Here is an 18,526-nt window from a genome sequence, read left to right as displayed (position 1 = left end):
TTTCCGGATCATGCTGTGGTTGAACTCATAAGGCTTCCGGGTCGTCCGGTTGCCGATGGTTGGGGCGAAATGCCTCTAACCGCTCGAAGGGAGCGGGACAGCTGATGATGGCACTTGTACTCATTGCCCTGATCGCCGGCGCTGCGTCGGCGCTGATGTTCGCCTCGATCGTCTCGGGCGCGCTGATCTCACTCGTTCTGTTCTACCTCTCGCCCCTGCCGCTGATGGTCGCCGCGATCGGCTGGGGACCGCTGTATGCGAGCCTTGGCGGCATCGCCGCCGCGATCGGCCTCGGCGCCATTTTCGGCCTGCCCTACTGCCTCGCCTTCGCCGTCACAGTCGCGCTGCCGGCGTGGTGGCTCGGCCATCTCGTGCTGCTCGGCCGCCATGCGACCCCTGCCGTGATCACCGCGGGCGCTGAGCCGCCGGCCGAGCCCGACATCGAATGGTATCCGGTCGGGCGGATCCTGCTGTGGATCGCCGGCTTTTCCGCGCTGATCACGATCGCGGCGCTGCTCACGCTCGGCAGCGATGCCGAGGGCATCACGACCGCGCTGCGCCGCGGCTTGATGCGCATTCTCCACGCGGCCGATCCGCAGGTCTCCGGCGATACCGACCAGTTCATCGATGCGCTCGCGACCGTCGCACCGGCCGTTGCCACCATCGTTTCGATGATGACGCTCACCCTCAACCTCTGGCTCTCGGCCAAGGTGACGGCGACGTCGGGGCGGCTGCGCCGTCCCTGGCCCGCGCTGATGACCGCCGAGCTGCCGTCGATGACGCTCGCCGTGCTGTGTATCGCCATCGCCTTCTGCTTCGCCGGCGGGCTGATCGCGATCGCCGCGCAGATCATCACGGCGGCGCTGATGATGGCCTATGCGCTGACCGGCTTCGCCGTGCTGCATACGCTGACGCTTGCGCTGAGGAGCCGAGCGTTCTGGCTCGGCTCGACCTACGCCGTCGTCGTCGTGCTCGGATGGCCCGTGATCGCGATGATCGCGCTCGGGCTTGCCGATGCCATCTTCGGTTTCCGCGAGCGCTTCCTGCGCAGCCGGCCACCGCCACTGCCAACCCCTTAAGTCCACCCAAATCCCAACTCGCAGCACTTCAAAAGGAGAACGATTATGGAAGTCATTTTGCTGGAACGCGTGGCCAAGCTCGGCCAGATGGGCGAAGTCGTGAAGGTTCGCGACGGCTATGCCCGCAATTTCCTGCTCAAGCGCGGCAAGGCGCTGCGCGCCACCGCCGACAACCGCGCCAAGTACGACGGCATGAAGGCCGAGCTCGAGGCGCGCAACGTCAAGGCCAAGGGCGAAGCGTCCAAGGTCGCCGAGAAGATCGAGGGCAAGAACATCATCGTGGTTCGTCAGGCCTCAGAAGCCGGCCAGCTGTTCGGCTCGGTCACCGTGCGCGACATCGTCATGGCGTTCGAAGCGGACGGCGTTGCGCTCGCCCGCCCGCAGGTGCAACTCGACGCGCCGATCAAGACCATCGGCAAGCACACCATCACGATCGCCGTTCACCCGGAGGTCGAGGTTGAGGTCACCGTGACGGTTGCGCGCAGCCAGGAAGAAGCCGAGCGCATCAACCGCGGCGAGGACATCTCAACCCGCAACGAGGACCGCGACGCGGCCGCCGAGGCGATTGCCGCCGCCGGCGAGTTCTTCGATCCGGAAGCCCAGCACGAAGACCTCGCGCCGGCGCCGGCCGGAGAAGCGACCGAGCAGTAAGTCTCGCGTTCATGCATCAAACGGAAGCCCGGCCGCCGGCGGCCGGGCTTTTCGTTTTGGCGGCGACGTCCTCGCTCAGCATCGCGATCGAGGCCAGCGCAGGTGCGCCAGTGACGAGGTGGAACTCCCTTAGCGGGAGATCGGCGGGGTCGGCGAGCCGGACGGCTCGGCCGGAGCCGGCGGGGCGGCCGCGGTCGGGGGCAACGGCGCGTCCTGAGGCTTGGCCGCCGGCGCAGAGGCGCTGCTGCCGTTTGAAGAGGCATCGTCGGGCTTGGCCGCGTTGTCGACCGGCTTCTGCTCGGGCGGCGCAGCCTCGGTCGGTTTCGGAGCAGCCGGCGGAGCCGGCATCACCTGCGGCACCGGATCGGGCCGCAGCGCGGGGGTCTGGCTGGTCGAAGGCTCGATCTTGGCGCTCTCCGGCTTGTCGGAAGGCTTCTCGGCCCGCTTGTCCTTTGCGCTGTCGGGCTTGGCTTCGGTATCGACCTTGGCGCTGTCGTTCTTTGTATCGTTCTTGGGTTCGTTCTTCCTGTCCTCGGACGGTGGCTCTGTTGCGGCGGGCATCTCCTTGGGCGTTTCGCCCTTGGGCGTGTCAGCCTTCGGAGCTTCCTCGGGCTCGGGCTTGCCGCGCTTGCTCAGGCGCTGCTTGGACTTGCGGCCCTCGCGGCTGCGCTCATTGGTCGCCTGGCCATCGGGGCTGGCGCCTTCCTTCGCACCATCTTTGGCCCCCTCTTCACTCGGTCGCGCCATCCGCCTCGAACCGCCCCGTCCGGTCTCGGACGCGGGAGCGCCCTCGCCCTCAGGCCTCGCTGCGTCCTGGCGCTGACGCCGGCTGGGATGCTCGGGCTGTTGCGCGGCGCTGGAATTGGCCTCCTTCTCCTTGTCCTTCTCCTTCTCCTTGGCGCCATCCTTCTTGTCCTTGCCGTCCTTGGCTTGGTAGCGCGTGTCGGTCGCACCGTTGGAGACAAGGTAGGAGGAGAGCACGCCCGCCATGTCGGAGCTCGTGGTGTAGTGCTGGCGCAAGAAGCCCGGCAGCGAGCCCGGGGGCACCGACTTGAGCAGCCCACGCGGCGACTTGTGGCAGGCATTGCAGGTCTGGGCGAAGATCTGGGACGGGCTCTTGCCGGCCTCGAGGTTCGTCGCCTGCGCAAACGCAGCCTCTGGAGCGCCAAGGCCAATCAGAAGCAACACCGTCGCGAGGCTGAGCGCTCGGCTCGACATCCCGTCATCTCCATTGAAAATACGCAAGAAGGCCAGCCCGCGCGTCAGGCGGCGGGTCACCTTTTAGCCGATTGCGCTGCAATTGGAAGCGCGCTCTGTGGCAAGGATCTCATCGCGCGTTTTGCGAATATCGGCTTTGAACACAACGCAATAGCAGGTTCTGGGCCGACTGATTAAGTTTCCATGCGGATGCATAGGAACCAACGCGGTTCCGATGCGTCGGTGTGACGGCGGGGGTTAGTCGCATCTTTTCGGGTTCGCTCGATCGGGTGGTTCTATGGACCGTTTGCTGCGTGGCTTCCTGACGAAGTTCATCCGTCGCGGATCGATGACGGTGACGACCGCAAGCGGCGCAACGTTCACCTGTGGTGACGGGACCGGCCAGCACGTGGCCGTCCGCTTCGCCACCGCCGAGGCGCAGCGCAAGATCCTGCTCAACCCCGAGCTCGGGCTGGGCGAGGCCTATATGGACGGCGAGTTCGTCGTCGAGCAGGGCACGATCGCTGATGCGCTGGCGATCCTGCTCGATCAACCCGAAATGCTGCCGCAGTGGGCCAAACCCCAGTGGCACCTGCGCTACCTGACGCGGCATTTGAAGCAGTTCAACCTGCGTTCCCGGGCCAGGACGAACGTCGCCCATCACTACGATCTGGACGGCCGGCTCTATTCGCTCTTCCTCGACGCCGACAAGCAATATAGCTGCGCCTATTTCGAGACGCCGGACACTTCGCTCGATGATGCCCAGCTCGCCAAGAAGCGGCATGTCGCGGCGAAGCTCGTCATCAAACGCGGCCAGCGCGCGCTCGACATCGGGTCCGGCTGGGGCGGACTCGGCCTCTACCTCGCCGAGATCGCGGGCGCCGACGTCACCGGCATCACGCTCTCGACCGAGCAGTTGCAGGTTTCGAATGCCCGCGCGGCTGAGAAGAACATGACCCGGTCGGCCCGGTTCCTGCTCCAGGACTATCGCGACATTGACGGTCCGTTCGACCGCATCGTCTCGGTCGGCATGTTCGAGCATGTCGGCGTCAAGTTCTACGACACCTTTTTCAAGCGCTGCGCCGAACTCCTCGCAGAGGACGGCATCATGCTGCTGCATTCGATCGGCCGTTCGCAGGGGCCGGACTCCACCAATCCCTGGATCGCCAAATATATCTTCCCCGGCGGCTATATCCCGGCGCTGTCCGAGGTGCTGCCCTCAATCGAGCGCGCGGGTCTTCTCGTCTGCGACATCGAGATCCTCCGCCTGCATTATGCCGAGACGCTGAAAGCCTGGCGCGAGCGCTTCATGGCGCGGCGCGAGGAAGCGGTGCAACTCTATGACGAGCGCTTTGCGTTGATGTGGGAATTTTATCTGGCCGCCTGCGAGATGACCTTCCGCAAGCAGGGCATGATGAACTTCCAGATCCAGCTCACCAAACGCCAGGGCGTGGTGCCGGTGACCCGCGACTATATCGCCCATGAGGAGGCGCGGCTGCGCGGCCTGGAAGGCGGTAGCAAGCCGAGGCTAAAGCTGGCGGGCGAATGATGAGAATAATGAGTAATAAAGGCTAGTGACGCAGGCGCGCGGCCGGATAGAGCAGCGAGACCGGTAGCGCGAGCTGCGCACGAAACTGCGCCAGCGTCTCGGCCGGCAGCTTGGACCGCTCAGGTTCCGGGCGGGAGGCATCTTCCATGGCGGCGATCAGCGCCGACAACCAGATCCGGCTGCCTGCCTCGCTTTGCCAAGTCTGCTGCAATGTCTGCAGCTCCTGCCGCATTGTCGCCTCGTCTCCTGACGGCCGCGAACCGGATCAATTCCCTGCCCGACTGCTCGTTCCAAGTCTCACCCGAAAGAATCCGGGCTTCTGTGATCTGCTTCACAAAGTGGTGGTCGGAATTGTCCTAGACCGTCGTGCATGAGCAAGAAGATCCAAACCTCCTTCGACGTGCAGGACGATCTCCGCACCGACTATGCCTTGATCGCCACCGGCGTTGCCGCCGCCCTGGTTGCGCTGGTCTACCTCCTGATCGTCTGAACAGTCGGCCGGCCGGCGCGCCGCACGATGCGCGCCTGCAAAATAGGTCTGCGCGCCGACATATAAGGTTCACATCATCGGGATTTTTCCGTGGCCCGGCCTGAGCGAGATCAAGGCCTCGAGGCAAATTCTGCAAAAAATCCGTCAAGCACCGCGCGTGCTGCGACTGCTAATCATCCACCATTTTAAAGACCGGTTGATAGCGATCAGCTTTCGCTTCCGCTTTGCCTGCCGTCGGCGCTTTATCGCCGCCCCGCATCCCGCCATAAAAGTTGCTAAGCACCTCCAACCATGGCCCTGACTGATTCGACCGTCCTGAAACTCGCGCCCGACGCCGGAACCCCCGCCTACCGGAGCGCGCCGCACAACATCGAGGCGGAACAGAGCCTTCTAGGCGCCATTTTGGTCAACAACGACGCCTTCTACCGCGTCTCCGACTTCCTCGAGCCAAAACACTTCTTCGAGCCGCTGCATCAGACGATCTTCGAAACCGCCGGCAGCCTGATCCGGATGGGCAAGATCGCCACCCCGGTGACGCTGAAGACGTTCCTGCCCGCCGATACCGACGTCGGCGGCATGACCATCGGGCAATATCTGGCGCGGCTTGCGGCGGAAGCGACCACCATCATCAACGCCCAGGACTATGGTCGCACCGTCTACGACTTGTCGTTGCGGCGCGACCTGATCGGCATCGGCGAGGACATGGTCAACGTGGCCTATGACGCGCCGGTCGACTTCGCTCCGCGGGCGCAGATCGAGGACGCCGAGCGGCGCCTTTATGAGCTCGCCGAATCCGGCCGCTATGACGGCGGCTTCCAGAAGTTCTCGCAGGCGCTGACGGTTGCCGTCGATCTCGCGGCCAAGGCTTTCCAGCGCGATGGAAAGCTGTCCGGCATCTCGACGGGTCTGCGCGACCTCGACACCAAGATGGGCGGCTTGCAGCACTCCGACCTGATCATCGTGGCGGGGCGTCCCGGCATGGGCAAGACCTCGCTCGCGACCAACATCGCCTACAACGTCGCCCAGGCCTATGTCGGCGAGCTCCAGGCCGACGGCTCGATGAAGGCGACCAATGGCGGCGTGGTCGGCTTCTTCTCCTGCGAAATGTCGGCCGACCAGCTCGCAACACGTATCGTTGCCGAGCGCACCGGCATCCCCTCCTCCCACATCCGCAGGGGCGGCATCTCGGAAGCCGATTTCGAGAAGATCCGCGAGGTCTCTATCGAGCTCCAGTCGCTGCCCTTCTATGTCGACGAGACCGGCGGCCTGTCGATCGCCCAGCTCATGGCGCGCGCGCGTCGGCTGAAGCGGCAGAAGGGCCTCGACCTCATCGTGATCGACTACATCCAGCTGCTATCCGGCTCGGGCAAGCGCGCCAGCGACAGCCGCGTGCAGGAGATCACGGAGATCACGACCAGCCTGAAGGCGCTCGCCAAGGAGCTCAGCGTCCCCATCATCGCGCTGTCGCAGCTCTCGCGTCAGGTCGAATCCCGCGAGGACAAGCGGCCGCAGCTCTCGGACCTGCGTGAATCCGGCTCGATTGAGCAGGACGCCGACGTCGTGCTGTTCGTGTTCCGCGAGGAATATTACCTCGCCATGAAGGAGCCGCGTCCCGGCACCGAGGAACACGCCAAATGGCAGGGCGACATGGAGCGCACGGTGGGCCGTGCCGAAGTCATCATCGGCAAGCAGCGCCACGGCCCGACCGGCACGGTCGAGCTGCACTTCGATTCTTCGGTCACCCGATTCGGCGATCTCGCCCATGACGGCCAGTTGCCGGATCGCAGCGACTACTAGGCCTCATCGTGCTCTGCAGTTGCTCGGGTTGAACCGCGCTCACCTCTTGCGTAAAACGACGCCATGACACTGGCGTCCGACCCGAACCTCACCCCGCAAGCCGGCCTCCTCTCCGCGGAGGCCAACCAGGCCACGGCGCTCGCCGCTTATGGCGGCGTGCTCACTATCGACCTCGACGCGATCGTCGCCAATTGGCGCAAGCTCGAGAAGACCGCGGTGCCGGCCGAATGCGCCGCCGTGATCAAGGCCGACGCCTATGGTTGCGGCACGGAGCCGGTGGCGCGCGCGCTGCACAGGGCCGGCTGCAAGACCTTCTTCGTCGCGACGATCGCGGAAGCGCGCACCGCGCGCGCGGCGGTACCGACCGCGACGATCTACGTGCTCGGTGGCTATTTCCAGAACACCGGCGAGCACTTCGCCAAGATCGATTGCCGCCCCGTGATCGGCGATCTCAACGAGCTCGCCGAATGGGACGTGTTCTGCCGCCGCACGGGCTGGACCGGGGGCGCGGCCATCCATATCGACACCGGCATGAACCGGCTCGGGCTGACGCTCCAGGAGGCGCAGGCCATCATCCCGCGCATCAATGCCGGCGATCACGGCATCACGCTGGTGATGAGCCATCTGGTCTCCGCCGAGCAGCTCAACAGCCCGGTCAACGCCAAGCAGCTCGCAGCCTTCCGCACCATCGCGAGCGAATTCGCGGGCGTGCCTGCGGCGCTCGCCAATTCCTCAGGCATCTTCCTGGGTGCCCCCTTCCAGTTCGACCTGGTGCGGCCCGGCGCGGCGCTCTACGGCGTCAACCCGACGCCAGAGGCCGACAATCCGATGCGGCCGGTGGTCGATCTCAAGGCCCGCATCGTGCAGATCCGCAACATCGAGCGCGGCGAGACCGTCGGCTATGGCGGCACCTGGACGGCGCGGCGCCCCACGAAGCTCGCGATCATCGGGGTCGGCTATGCCGACGGCTACTTCCGCGCCGCCAGCTCCAATGACGGTACGCGCGGCGCCGAGGTGATCGTCGCGGGCAAGCGCTGTCCGGTCGCGGGCCGCGTCTCCATGGATCTGATCGCGATCGACATCACCGATCTGCCGCCGAACGCGGTGCGGCGCGGCCACATGGTGACGCTGCTCGGTGACGGCATCACCGTCGATGAGCTCGCGCATCATTTCGGCACCATCGGCTACGAGGTGCTGACGAGCCTCGGCCGCCGCTATGCCCGGGTCTACAAGGGCAGCAATGCGCCGGTCGAACAGCCAGCTCTCGCGCAGCACGCCGCGCCGTCCGCCGCCGAACCGCCCGCGCCCCCACCGCTGGCGGAGCAGCCGGCGAGCCCGCCACCGCTGCCAACCTAGCCGACCTTCTCGTGCCCCGGATGCAGCGCAATGCGTCGCTCTTCGCGGCGTAGTGCGCTGCTGAGCCGGGGCCCATCTGTGTTTGCGGCGCATGGGTCCCGGCTGTGCAGCAACGCTTACGCGTTGCAGCGCGTCCGGGACACGAGGGTGATTGCTTACTGCTTCCTGCTGTCGAGTGCCTTCTTGCAGGAATCGCTGAGCTGGTCGCGCTTGCCGTTGAGGCACGCGACTATGCGACCGCCGCCAGGCGCGATGCCGGCGCAGAATTTGTCATAATCCGCCTTGCAAGCGCCGCGCTGGTCGGACGATTGTGCCAGCGCGGACCCGGAGAGCGCGACGGCGACGGCGATGGCGGCGAAATTCAACTTGAGCATTTGATCTCCGGTGTCGAACGTGAGGGCCATCAGCTCTACATGAAGATTGCGACATTCAACATCAACAATATCAATCGCCGCTTGCCCAATTTGTTGGCCTGGCTGCGCGCGGCAAAGCCCGAAATCGTCGCATTGCAGGAGTTGAAGGCAAGCGATCGCGAGTTCCCGCGAGCTGCGATCGAGAAAGCCGGCTACGGCGCGGTCTGGCGCGGACAGAAGACCTGGAACGGCGTCGCCATTCTCGCGCGCAACGCCGAACCCGTGTTGACTCGCGATCGCCTGCCCGGCGACGTTGACGACATCGAAGCGCGCTACATCGAGGCCGCCGTGCGCGGCATCATCGTCACAAGCATCTATTTGCCCAACGGCAACCCGCAGCCCGGACCGAAATTCGACTACAAGCTCGAGTGGTTCGCGCGTCTGAAGCGCCACGCGAAGACTCTCCTCAAACAGGACCTGCCGGTCGTGCTCGCCGGCGATTACAACGTCGCCCCGACCGCGCTCGACATCTATCCGACGCGATCCTGGGACAGGGATGCCCTGATCCAGCCCAGGAGCCGCGCCGTGTTCAAATCAGTCATCGCGCAGGGCTGGTGCGATGCGCTCCGCACGCTGCATCCCGACAAGCGCATCTACACCTTCTGGGACTACAAGCGTAACCGCTGGCCGCGCGACGCAGGCTTGCGGCTCGATCACCTCCTGCTCAGCCCTGCCCTCGCCCCGCGCCTGACCAAGGCCGGCGTCGACAAGCAAATCCGCGGCGAAGACGGCGCGAGCGACCACGCGCCGGCCTGGGTCGTGCTGAGCAAGGCATCAAAGGGATAAGCAGATCTGGGGCGGATTGGCGAAGCGCAAAGCGGGGGCTTCCGTGGCGGCACCACAAATTTGAAAAACAACCCCATGCAAAGGAGTCGATGGTTGCAGGTCAAGACGCCTTGCAAAACTGCGAAGCCATTGACGCATCGGGCAAATCATCGGCCCGATGTCATCATCGGAGCGTTTTGCTCACTCACCACAAATTCTTGCCGTCGATCACGTTCACCGGCACCGCATCGAGATCGAAATCGTCGAACAGGCGGGCATTGATCGCGACCTTGGGATTGTCGAAGTCGGGCTTGCCGGTCGACCAGTCCGGCGACTCCGAAAAGGTTCCGCAGCCGCAGCTCGCGCAGTAATGATGTTTGACGGTGCGACTACCCCATTGATAAGTCGCGACGTTCTCTTGCGGAGAGAGCAAGCGGAACTGCGCCGGCGTGTAATAGGCCCACAACGCGCCGCGCTTGGCGCACAGTGAACAGGTGCAGCGCGTCACGCTGACTGGGGCCTCCGTGACCTCGAACACCGTCTCGCCGCAGTGGCAGCTTCCCTCGACCGGCATGGCCTGCTCCATCTCTCGAAAATGTCAGGAGATGGTCATAGCCGAAGCCTGCTGCCAACATGCTGTCAGCAGGTGTTGCGGCGCACTGCCTGGTTTGCGGACAGTCGCTTGGCGTTCGCGGCGCCCTTTCGCGGTAGCGTCGGACGATGGCCGCTGGCGTCGCGCCCGACAGCCCCGCCGCTTCAGGCCGTTCATCCTTCGAGGCTCGCTTCGCGAGCCCCTCGGCATGACGGGGTGAGCAGCGCCATTGCGAGCTAAGCGAAGCACTCCAGCCTTCCCGCATTCGCCGACATCGGCTCGCCCGGCTACACTTCCCCGATTCCCGGAGCCCTCGCCTTGGCCTTCCTCTTCGTCCTCATCGTCGGCCTGATCGCCGGCACCATTTCGGGCATCGTCGGCACGGGGTCGTCGATCATGCTGATGCCGGTGCTGGTCTATGAATATGGGCCGAAGGAGGCGGTGCCGATCATGGCGGTCGCGGCCGTGATGGCGAACCTGTCGCGGATCCTCGCCTGGTGGCGAGAGGTCGACTGGAAGGCGTGCGCGGCCTATTCCATCACCGGCATTCCCGCCGCAGCGCTCGGCGCACGGACGCTGCTCGCGCTGCCCTCGCGCGCGGTCGATCTTGCGATCGGCATCTTCCTCATCGCGATGGTGCCGGCGCGGCATTGGCTCGCGCGGCACAATCTGAAAGCCAATCTCTGGCATCTGGCGATCGGTGGCGCGGCCATCGGCTATCTCACCGGCATTGTGGTTTCGACGGGCCCCCTTAGCGTGCCGCTGTTCCTGTTCTACGGCCTGACCAAGGGCGCCTTCCTCGCGACCGAAGCTGCCTCCTCGCTCGGCCTCTACCTGTCGAAATCCGTGACCTTCGAACGATTCGGCGCGCTGACCGGCGACGTCGCAATCAAAGGCCTCATCGCGGGCTCCTCGCTGATGTTCGGCGCATTCATCGCCAAGCGCTTCGTGCTGCACATGAAGCCGGACGTGTTCCGCCTGGTGATGGACGCCATCATGGTCGCGGCGGGACTCTCCATGCTATGGAACGCCACGCAATCCCCCTGACACCGATTCACCAGTCCCCGATTCATCAGTCCCCATGGCCAAATCCACGCTCTCCTTCGTCTGCCAGAACTGCGGCGCGGCCTATAACCGCTGGCAGGGCAAGTGCGAGGCGTGCGGCGAGTGGAACACGCTGGCCGAGGAGGACGCGACCGGCAACGTGCCGGTGTCGATCCGCTCCAAGCGCAAGGGCCGCACCTTTGCGCTGGAGAGCCTCGCGGGAAAAAGCCCCGACGCCCCTCGCCTGTCCTCGGGAATGACCGAGCTCGACCGTGTCACCGGCGGCGGCTTCGTGCGCGGCTCGGTGCTGCTGGTCGGCGGCGATCCCGGCATCGGCAAGTCGACGCTGCTGACCCAGGCCACCAGCATGATGGCCCGCGCCGGTCATCGCATCGTCTACATCTCCGGCGAAGAGGCGATCGCGCAGGTGCGCTTGCGTGCCGAACGGCTCGGGTTGTCGGACGCGCCGGTGCAACTCGCCGCGGAGACGTCGGTCGAGGACATCATCTCGACGCTGTCGGACGGCGCAGTCCCGCGTTTGATCGTGATCGACTCGATCCAGACCATGTGGACCGACACGGTCGAATCCGCGCCGGGCACCGTGACACAGGTCCGCGCCTCGGCACAGGCGCTGATCCGCTTCGCCAAGAAGACGGGTGCCGCCATCATCCTGGTCGGTCACGTCACCAAGGACGGCCAGATCGCCGGTCCCCGCGTGGTCGAGCACATGGTCGACGCCGTGCTGTCCTTCGAGGGCGAAGGCTCGCAGCAATTCCGGATCCTGCGCGCCGTGAAGAACCGCTTCGGTCCCACCGACGAGATCGGCGTCTTCGAGATGACCGGCCTCGGCCTTCGCGAGGTCACCAACCCCTCGGAGCTGTTCCTGTCCGAGCGCGACCTCGGCACCCCCGGCACCGCCGTGTTCGCAGGGATCGAGGGCACCCGCCCCGTGCTGGTCGAATTGCAGGCCCTGGTGGCGCCGACCTCGCTCGGCACTCCGCGCCGCGCCGTGGTCGGCTGGGACCCGAGCCGGCTCTCCATGGTCCTGGCGGTGCTGGAAGCCCATTGCGGGGTCAAGCTGTCCGGCCACGACGTCTATCTGAACGTCGCTGGGGGGCTGCGCATCCACGAGCCGGCCGCCGACCTCGCCGCCGCGGCGGCGCTGGTATCCTCCCTGGTTAATGCGCAATTACCCACCGATGCCGTCTATTTCGGCGAGATTTCACTCTCCGGCGTGGTGCGGCCCGTGGCCCAGACCCCCGCGCGGCTGAAGGAGGCCGCAAAGCTCGGTTTCAGCCGCGCCGTGCTGCCCGAATCGGCCCGAGGCGAGGCTGGCGGCGACGCCGGGCTGTCGCTCAATGCCGTGAACAGCCTGACCACCCTTGTCGCCGAGATCGCCGCCCCCGAGAAAAATGCCACACCCGCCAGATTCCGCCGTGGAGAGGGCTAGCTGGAGGTGACGATCTCCGGCCCCGCCGCTATACAGCCGTCACAAAGCAGCATGGGATTGCGTGGTTCCAGACTTGCCGGGAACACCGTCTGCCCGTCACTTAGGGCGGCGGCCAAAACACCGATTCGCTGAGCACCTTTGAGAGTACGAGCGGACCAGACCAGCCGATGCCGATTACACTCCTCGATCTGATCCTGCTCGGTGTGATGTTGATCTCGGGCCTGCTTGCCATGGTCCGCGGCTTCATGCGCGAAATCCTGTCGATCGCGGCCTGGGGCGCAGCCGCGATCGTGACGCTTTATTCATTCTCGAAGCTGCTGCCGACCGCAAAGACCTATTTCAACAACGACACGGTCGCGAGCGTCGTGGTTGTGGCCGGCGTCTTCGTGGGCACGCTGATCGTCGTGTCCGTGATCACGGTGCGGATCTCCGATATGATCCTGGATTCCCGGATCGGCGCCCTGGACCGCACCCTGGGCTTCCTGTTCGGCCTTGCCCGCGGCCTCCTGATCGTCGTGGTCGCTTTCCTGTTCTTCACCTGGCTGGTCCCGGACAAGCAGCGCCCGGACTGGGTCACGGGAGCCAAATCCCGGTTGGTCTTGCAGGGAACCGGGGATTGGCTGATGTCGCTCTTGCCGGATGATCCCGAGAACACCATCTTGAAGAGATTCAAGAAAAACAAACCAGATGATGATCAAGCTGATACCGAGCAGCAGCCTGCGGGCGGCAGCGACGGCTACAGTAAACCGGCTCGTGACAGCCTTAAGAAGCTGATCGAGAAACCCGCGGCGCGTTGAATTGAGCCCGAAGAGAGGCGCGATGGACGAGATGCAAAACCCCGACTGGAACGCCCAGCTTGATCTCGACCTCCCCCCGGCCGGGCTCGAGCTTCAGGACGATCTCGAGGGGGATACGCTACGCGAGGAATGCGGCGTATTCGGCATCTACGGCCACCCCGACGCCGCTGCCATTACCGCCCTCGGCCTCCACGCCCTTCAGCACCGCGGTCAGGAAGCCGCGGGTATAGTTTCTTACGACGGCAACAGATTTCATAGCGAACGTCGCCTCGGTCTCGTCGGCGACACCTTCTCCCGCCACGAGGTGATCGACCGCCTGCCCGGCAGTGTCGCAGTCGGCCATGTCCGCTACTCCACGACCGGCGCCACGATCCTGCGTAACGTGCAGCCGCTGTTCGCCGAGCTGAACGCGGGCGGCCTCGCGGTCGCCCATAACGGCAACCTCACCAACGGACTGACGCTGCGCCGCGAGCTCGTCAAGAACGGCGCGATGATGCAGTCGACCACCGACACCGAGGTGATCCTGCATCTGGTCGCGCGCTCCAAGCGCGCCCGCTTCATCGAACGCTACATCGACGCGCTGCGTGAAATCGAAGGCGCCTATGCGCTGGTGTCGCTGACCAACAAGAAGCTGGTGGGCGCACGCGATCCGCGCGGCATCCGGCCGCTGGTGCTCGGCGAGCTCGACGGCTGTCCGATCCTGACGTCGGAGACCTGCGCCCTCGATATCATCGGCGCGCGCTTCGTGCGCGACATCGAGCCCGGCGAAGTCATTGTTTTCGACGAGAGCGGCCAGGACGTCCACAAGCCGTTCCCGCCAATGGCCCCGCGGCCCTGCATCTTCGAATACATCTATTTTTCCCGTCCGGATTCCATTGTCCACGGCCGCTCGGTCTACGAGGTCCGCAAGGCGTTTGGCGCGCAGCTCGCCAGGGAGAGCCACGTGCCGGTCGACGTGGTGGTGCCGGTGCCGGATTCCGGCGTGCCCGCCGCGGTCGGCTACAGCCAGTTTTCCGGCGTGCCGTTCGAGCTCGGCATCATCCGCAACCATTATGTCGGCCGCACCTTCATCCAGCCGACGCAGGCGATCCGCGAATCCGGCGTGCGCATGAAGCACTCGGCGAACCGCGCCGCGATCGAAGGCAAGCGCATCATCCTGATCGACGACTCGCTGGTGCGCGGCACCACCTCGAAGAAGATCGTGCGCATGATGCGCGATGCGGGCGCGACCGAAGTGCACTTCCGTCTCGCCTCGCCCCCGATCCTCTATCCCGATTACTACGGCATCGATCTGCCCGATCGCGGCGGCCTGCTCGCGGCAACACACTCGCTCGAAGAGATGCGCGAGATCATCGGCGCGGACTCGCTCGCCTTCCTGTCGATCGACGGCATGTACCGCGCAATGGGCGAGCCCGGCCGCGACCCGGCCAATCCGAAGTTTTCGGATCACTGTTTTACCGGCGCCTATCCGACGCATCTCACCGACCAGACTCAGACCGAACAGCAGCCGCGGCAGTTGTCGCTGCTGGCTGAAGCGAGCTGACGCCGACGGCGTCATCCCGGGGCGGTCCGCCGGACGAATTTCGAGATCCCGGGTTCGGTCCTGCGGACCGCCCCGGAATGACGTTGTGGCGGGGGGCTTGTGCCGGTCATCCACGCCTGTAAAACCCCGCCATGACAAACCTCCTCGCCAACCGCATCGCTCTCGTCACCGGCGCCTCGCGCGGCATCGGCTACGCCACCGCAATCGCGCTGGCGAAAGCCGGCGCGCACATCATCGCGGTCGCGCGCACGCAGGGCGGGCTGGAAGAACTCGACGACGAGATCCGGAAAGCAGGCAGCAACGCCACGCTGGTGCCGCTCAACCTCACCGACTTCGACGGTATCGCGCGGCTCGGCGCCGCGCTGCATGAGCGCCATGGCAAGCTCGACATTCTCGTCGGCAATGCCGGCGTGCTCGGCCCCTCTTCGCCGCTCGGCCACATCGAACTGAAGACCTTCACCGACGTGATGGCGATCAACGTGTCGGCGAATTTCCAGCTCATCCGCTGCATGGAGCCGCTGCTGAAACAATCCGACGCCGGCCGCGCGGTGTTCATCACCTCGGGCGCAGCCAACAAGGCGACGGCCTATGTCGGCCCCTACGCCGCCTCCAAGGCCGCGCTGGAAACGCTGGCGCGCGCCTGGGCGCAGGAGACCGCGAGCACGAAACTGCGCGTCAACCTGTTCAATCCCGGGCCGATTCGCACCCGCATGCGTGCAACGCTGATGCCGGGCGAGGATCCCTCAACGCTCGACACGCCCGAGCAGGCCGCCGAGTTCATCGTGCCGATGTGCGCGCCCGGCTGGGCGGAAACCGGCAAATTCTACGACTACAAGACGCGCACGCTGATGAGCTTCCGCCCGCCGGCCTGACGCCCGCGCATGCTGGCCGCCAGGCGGACACGCGGCCGATTGATGAAATTTAAGTCAGCATCGGACGATCGGGTTAACCGATCGGCCGGATCGCTACGATTGGCGCATTGCCGCAAGCATCAAGACACGCTATCGGACACATCAAGATCGTGACCGATCGCGCCGATAGTCAAAAGCCCCCCATCCAAGAGGGCCGTCCCGGCATCAACAGTTGGAGGAAATACGATGAAAAATTTGCGCGCGTGGCGCTATGCCGCGCTGTTGACCTGTGCCGGCCTCGGCTTCGCCACCTCGGCTTCCGCCCAAGACAAGAACATCAAGATCGGCGTGTTGAACGACATGTCGAGCCTCTATGCCGACATCGGCGGGCCGAACTCGGTCACCGCGGCGAAGATGGCTGTCGAAGACTCGGGCCTGAAGGCCAAGGGCTGGACCATCGACGTCGTCAGCGGCGACCACCAGAACAAGCCGGACGTCGGCGTCAACATCGCCCGGCAGTGGATCGACGCCGACAAGGTCGACGTCATCGCCGACACGCCGAATTCGGGCGTGGCGCTCGCGGTAAACAACCTCGTCAAGGAGAAGAATTCGGTCCTGCTCAACTCTGGTGCCGCGACCGCCGACCTGACCGGCAAGGCCTGCACGCCGAACACGATTTCGTTCACCTATGACACCTACATGCTCGCCAACGGCACCGGCAAGGCACTCACGAAGGCGGGCGGCGACACCTGGTTTTTCCTCACCGCGGACTATGCCTTCGGCCACGCGCTCGAGCGCGATACCGCGGCGGTTGCCACTGCCAATGGCGGCAAGGTACTGGGCGCCGTCAGGCATCCTCTGAACACGCCGGATTTTTCGTCCTTCCTGCTCCAGGCGCAGGCCTCCAAGGCGAAGGTGATCGGACTTGCCAATGCCGGCGGTGACACCACCAACGCAATCAAGCAGGCCGCGGAATTCGGGATTGTTGCTGGCGGCCAGAAGCTCGCAGCGCTTCTGCTTTTCATCAGTGACGTGCATTCGCTCGGCCTGAAAACGGCCCAGGGGCTGACCTTCACGGAGTCCTTCTACTGGGACCTGAACGACCGAACTCGCGAGTGGTCAAAACGCTTCGCTAAGCTGTCGCCGAAAGGCATGATGCCTTCGATGGATGCGGCGGGCGTATATGCGGGCGTGATGCACTACCTCAAGGCGATGGAAGCGCTCGGAGGCAATCCACATGATGGTGCAAAGGTCGTCGCCAAGATGAAGGAGATCCCGACCGACGATCCCGTGTTCGGCAAGGGCGTCCTCCGTGTCGACGGGCGCCACATCATCCCGGCCTACCTGTTCGAAGTGAAGAAGCCGGAAGAGTCGAAGGGCCCGTGGGACTACTACAAGCTGGTCGCCACCATCACACCGGAAGACGCCGCCAAGCCGCTCGAGGCGAGCGAGTGTCCGTTGGTGAAGAAGTAAACGGCGCTCCTGCAGGGTGGGCAAAGGCGCGAAGGCGCCGTGCCCACCTTCTATCCATCCATCGGCGACAGAAGGCGGTTCTCGCCTTCGCCAATCACGACAGCCGCTTGCGCTTATGCGCAAATGGATTGGCCTTTTCGCGGAGCGTGATCCGCACCGGCGTACCCGGCAGCTCGAAGGCGTCGCGCAGGGAGTTGGTGAGGTAGCGCAGATAGGCCTGCGGCACGGCGTCGGCGCGCGAGCAGAACAGCACGAAGCTCGGCGGGCGCGCCTTGGTCTGGGTGATGTAGTTGAGCTTCAGCCTGCGCCCCGAAACCGCCGGCGGGGGGTTCGCCTGGATCGCCTGCTCGAACCAGCGGTTCAACGCCGACGTCGGCACGCGCCTGTTCCAGACGGCATAGGCGTCCTGGATCGCCTGCATCAGACGGTCGATGCCCTCGCCCATCAAGCCGGAGACGGCGACGATCGGCACGCCCTTGACCTGCGGCAGCCAGTGATCGGCATCGCGGCGCAAATTGGAGATCGCGCCGCCGCCCCTGCTCTCCATCAGATCCCATTTGTTGACCGCGAGCACGACAGCGCGGCCCTCGCGCTCGATCAGATCGGCGATGCGCAGATCCTGCTCCTCGAAGCGGTGCTGCGCATCCATCATCAGCACGACGACTTCGGCAAAGCGCACCGCGCGCAAGGCATCGGCGACCGAGAGCTTCTCCAGTTTCTCCTCGATGCGCGAGCGGCGGCGCAGGCCCGCGGTGTCGAACACGCGGAAATCGCGCCCCTTCCAGTTGATCTCGACCGCGATCGAGTCGCGCGTGGTGCCCGCCTCCGGGCTGGTCAGGAGGCGCTCCTCACCGAGCAGATGGTTGATGAGCGTCGACTTGCCGGCATTGGGGCGGCCGACGATCGCAACCCGGATCGGACGCCTTGCAGCCTCCTCCTCGGACAGCTCCTCCTCGTCCTCGGCTTCATCCTCCTCGGGCGGCTCCGGCATCAGCCGGCTCAGGGCATCGTAGAGCTCGCCCATGCCCTCGCCGTGCTCGGCGGAAATCTGGATGGGATCGCCGAGGCCCAGCGCAAAGGCTTCCATCGCGCCGGCATCGCCATGCTTGCCCTCGCTCTTGTTGGCAACCAGCAGCACCGGCTTGTTGGCGCGGCGCGCGAAATCGGCGAAGGCACGATCGGTCGGCGTGAGGCCGACGCGCGCGTCGATGACGAAGAACAGCGCGTCGGCTTGCGCGATCGCGGTCTCAGTCTGCTCCTGCATCCGCGCGGTCAGCGAACCCCTGGCGCCTTCGTCGAGACCGGCCGTGTCGATGATGGTGAATGCAAGATCGCCGAGCTTCGCATCGCCCTCGCGGCGGTCGCGGGTCACCCCGGGCAGGTCATCGACGAGCGCGAGCTTCTGTCCCACCAGGCGGTTGAACAGCGTCGACTTTCCGACATTGGGCCGGCCGATGATGGCGATCGTAAAGGACATTG

17 protein-coding genes are annotated in these 18,526 nt (G+C 65.1%); 12 read left to right on the top strand and 5 right to left on the bottom strand.

Going from position 1 to position 18,526, the window contains the following annotated elements; translation table 11 throughout:
• Positions 1-104 precede the first annotated feature (104 nt).
• Both QA640_RS21020 and rplI read left to right on the top strand, forming a co-directional pair.
• Positions 105-1,079 carry a hypothetical protein gene (locus QA640_RS21020; protein ID WP_283042494.1) on the top strand — a complete coding sequence of 325 codons (975 nt, stop codon included), beginning with the start codon at positions 105-107 and terminating at the stop codon, positions 1,077-1,079.
• A gap of 45 nt (positions 1,080-1,124) precedes the next feature.
• Complete coding sequence (rplI, locus tag QA640_RS21015; RefSeq protein WP_283042493.1) at positions 1,125-1,730, top strand: 50S ribosomal protein L9; 606 nt, start codon at positions 1,125-1,127, stop codon at positions 1,728-1,730.
• A gap of 129 nt (positions 1,731-1,859) precedes the next feature.
• On the opposite strand, the gene QA640_RS21010 is transcribed toward rplI, so the two are convergent.
• Positions 1,860-2,948, bottom strand: coding sequence for a hypothetical protein (locus tag QA640_RS21010; protein WP_283042492.1), 1,089 nt, complete (start codon positions 2,946-2,948; stop codon positions 1,860-1,862).
• Between the two features lie 277 nt (positions 2,949-3,225).
• Between QA640_RS21010 and QA640_RS21005 the strand changes: the two genes are divergently transcribed.
• On the top strand, positions 3,226-4,476 hold the full coding sequence (locus QA640_RS21005) for a cyclopropane-fatty-acyl-phospholipid synthase family protein (RefSeq protein WP_283042491.1): 1,251 nt from the start codon (positions 3,226-3,228) through the stop codon (positions 4,474-4,476).
• 22 nt (positions 4,477-4,498) lie between these two features.
• Here the strand turns inward: QA640_RS21005 and QA640_RS21000 are convergent, their stop codons facing one another.
• A complete protein-coding gene (locus QA640_RS21000) occupies positions 4,499-4,708 on the bottom strand; it encodes a transcriptional regulator (RefSeq protein WP_283042490.1) in 210 nt (69 codons plus the stop codon).
• A 549-nt stretch (positions 4,709-5,257) separates the two neighbouring features.
• On the opposite strand from QA640_RS21000, the gene QA640_RS20995 reads away from it, so the two are divergent.
• Together QA640_RS20995 and alr are read left to right on the top strand one after the other, a co-directional pair.
• A complete protein-coding gene (locus QA640_RS20995; RefSeq protein ID WP_283042489.1) occupies positions 5,258-6,763 on the top strand; it encodes a replicative DNA helicase in 1,506 nt (501 codons plus the stop codon).
• 69 nt (positions 6,764-6,832) lie between these two features.
• The gene (gene alr, locus QA640_RS20990) at positions 6,833-8,119 is read left to right on the top strand and encodes an alanine racemase (RefSeq protein WP_283042847.1); all 1,287 of its coding nucleotides are present in this window, start codon (positions 6,833-6,835) and stop codon (positions 8,117-8,119) included.
• A 155-nt stretch (positions 8,120-8,274) separates the two neighbouring features.
• Here the strand turns inward: alr and QA640_RS20985 are convergent, their stop codons facing one another.
• Positions 8,275-8,493, bottom strand: a complete 219-nt coding sequence (locus QA640_RS20985; protein WP_283042488.1) for a cysteine rich repeat-containing protein — start codon at positions 8,491-8,493, stop codon at positions 8,275-8,277.
• 39 nt (positions 8,494-8,532) lie between these two features.
• Here QA640_RS20985 and QA640_RS20980 point away from each other — a divergent pair, with 39 nt between their 5' ends.
• Positions 8,533-9,318: an exodeoxyribonuclease III gene (locus QA640_RS20980; protein WP_283042487.1), complete on the top strand. Its 786-nt coding sequence runs from the start codon at positions 8,533-8,535 to the stop codon at positions 9,316-9,318.
• 184 nt (positions 9,319-9,502) lie between these two features.
• Here the strand turns inward: QA640_RS20980 and QA640_RS20975 are convergent, their stop codons facing one another.
• Positions 9,503-9,871: a GFA family protein gene (locus tag QA640_RS20975; protein ID WP_283042486.1), complete on the bottom strand. Its 369-nt coding sequence runs from the start codon at positions 9,869-9,871 to the stop codon at positions 9,503-9,505.
• A gap of 336 nt (positions 9,872-10,207) precedes the next feature.
• On the opposite strand from QA640_RS20975, the gene QA640_RS20970 reads away from it, so the two are divergent.
• The 6 genes from QA640_RS20970 (at position 10,208) to QA640_RS20945 (ending at position 17,047) form a co-directional block, all read left to right on the top strand.
• Entirely contained in the window at positions 10,208-10,936 is a 729-nt protein-coding gene (locus QA640_RS20970; protein WP_283042485.1) for a sulfite exporter TauE/SafE family protein, read from the top strand.
• 34 nt (positions 10,937-10,970) lie between these two features.
• The gene (radA, locus tag QA640_RS20965; RefSeq protein WP_283042484.1) at positions 10,971-12,383 is read left to right on the top strand and encodes a DNA repair protein RadA; all 1,413 of its coding nucleotides are present in this window, start codon (positions 10,971-10,973) and stop codon (positions 12,381-12,383) included.
• Positions 12,384-12,550: 167 nt separating this feature from the next.
• Positions 12,551-13,180 carry a CvpA family protein gene (locus QA640_RS20960; protein WP_283042483.1) on the top strand — a complete coding sequence of 210 codons (630 nt, stop codon included), beginning with the start codon at positions 12,551-12,553 and terminating at the stop codon, positions 13,178-13,180.
• A 31-nt stretch (positions 13,181-13,211) separates the two neighbouring features.
• Complete coding sequence (purF, locus tag QA640_RS20955; RefSeq protein WP_283042846.1) at positions 13,212-14,723, top strand: amidophosphoribosyltransferase; 1,512 nt, start codon at positions 13,212-13,214, stop codon at positions 14,721-14,723.
• Positions 14,724-14,854: 131 nt separating this feature from the next.
• On the top strand, positions 14,855-15,595 hold the full coding sequence (locus QA640_RS20950) for an SDR family NAD(P)-dependent oxidoreductase (RefSeq protein WP_283042482.1): 741 nt from the start codon (positions 14,855-14,857) through the stop codon (positions 15,593-15,595).
• A 225-nt stretch (positions 15,596-15,820) separates the two neighbouring features.
• Positions 15,821-17,047, top strand: a complete 1,227-nt coding sequence (locus QA640_RS20945; RefSeq protein ID WP_283042481.1) for an ABC transporter substrate-binding protein — start codon at positions 15,821-15,823, stop codon at positions 17,045-17,047.
• 94 nt (positions 17,048-17,141) lie between these two features.
• Here the strand turns inward: QA640_RS20945 and der are convergent, their stop codons facing one another.
• Positions 17,142-18,524: a ribosome biogenesis GTPase Der gene (der, locus tag QA640_RS20940; protein WP_283042480.1), complete on the bottom strand. Its 1,383-nt coding sequence runs from the start codon at positions 18,522-18,524 to the stop codon at positions 17,142-17,144.
• Positions 18,525-18,526: the final 2 nt, after the last annotated feature.

This window comes from Bradyrhizobium sp. CB82, assembly GCF_029714405.1.
GTDB lineage: Bacteria > Pseudomonadota > Alphaproteobacteria > Rhizobiales > Xanthobacteraceae > Bradyrhizobium.
Note: the sequence above shows the minus strand (reverse complement) of the source record. Positions and strands in the feature narration are given on the sequence as shown.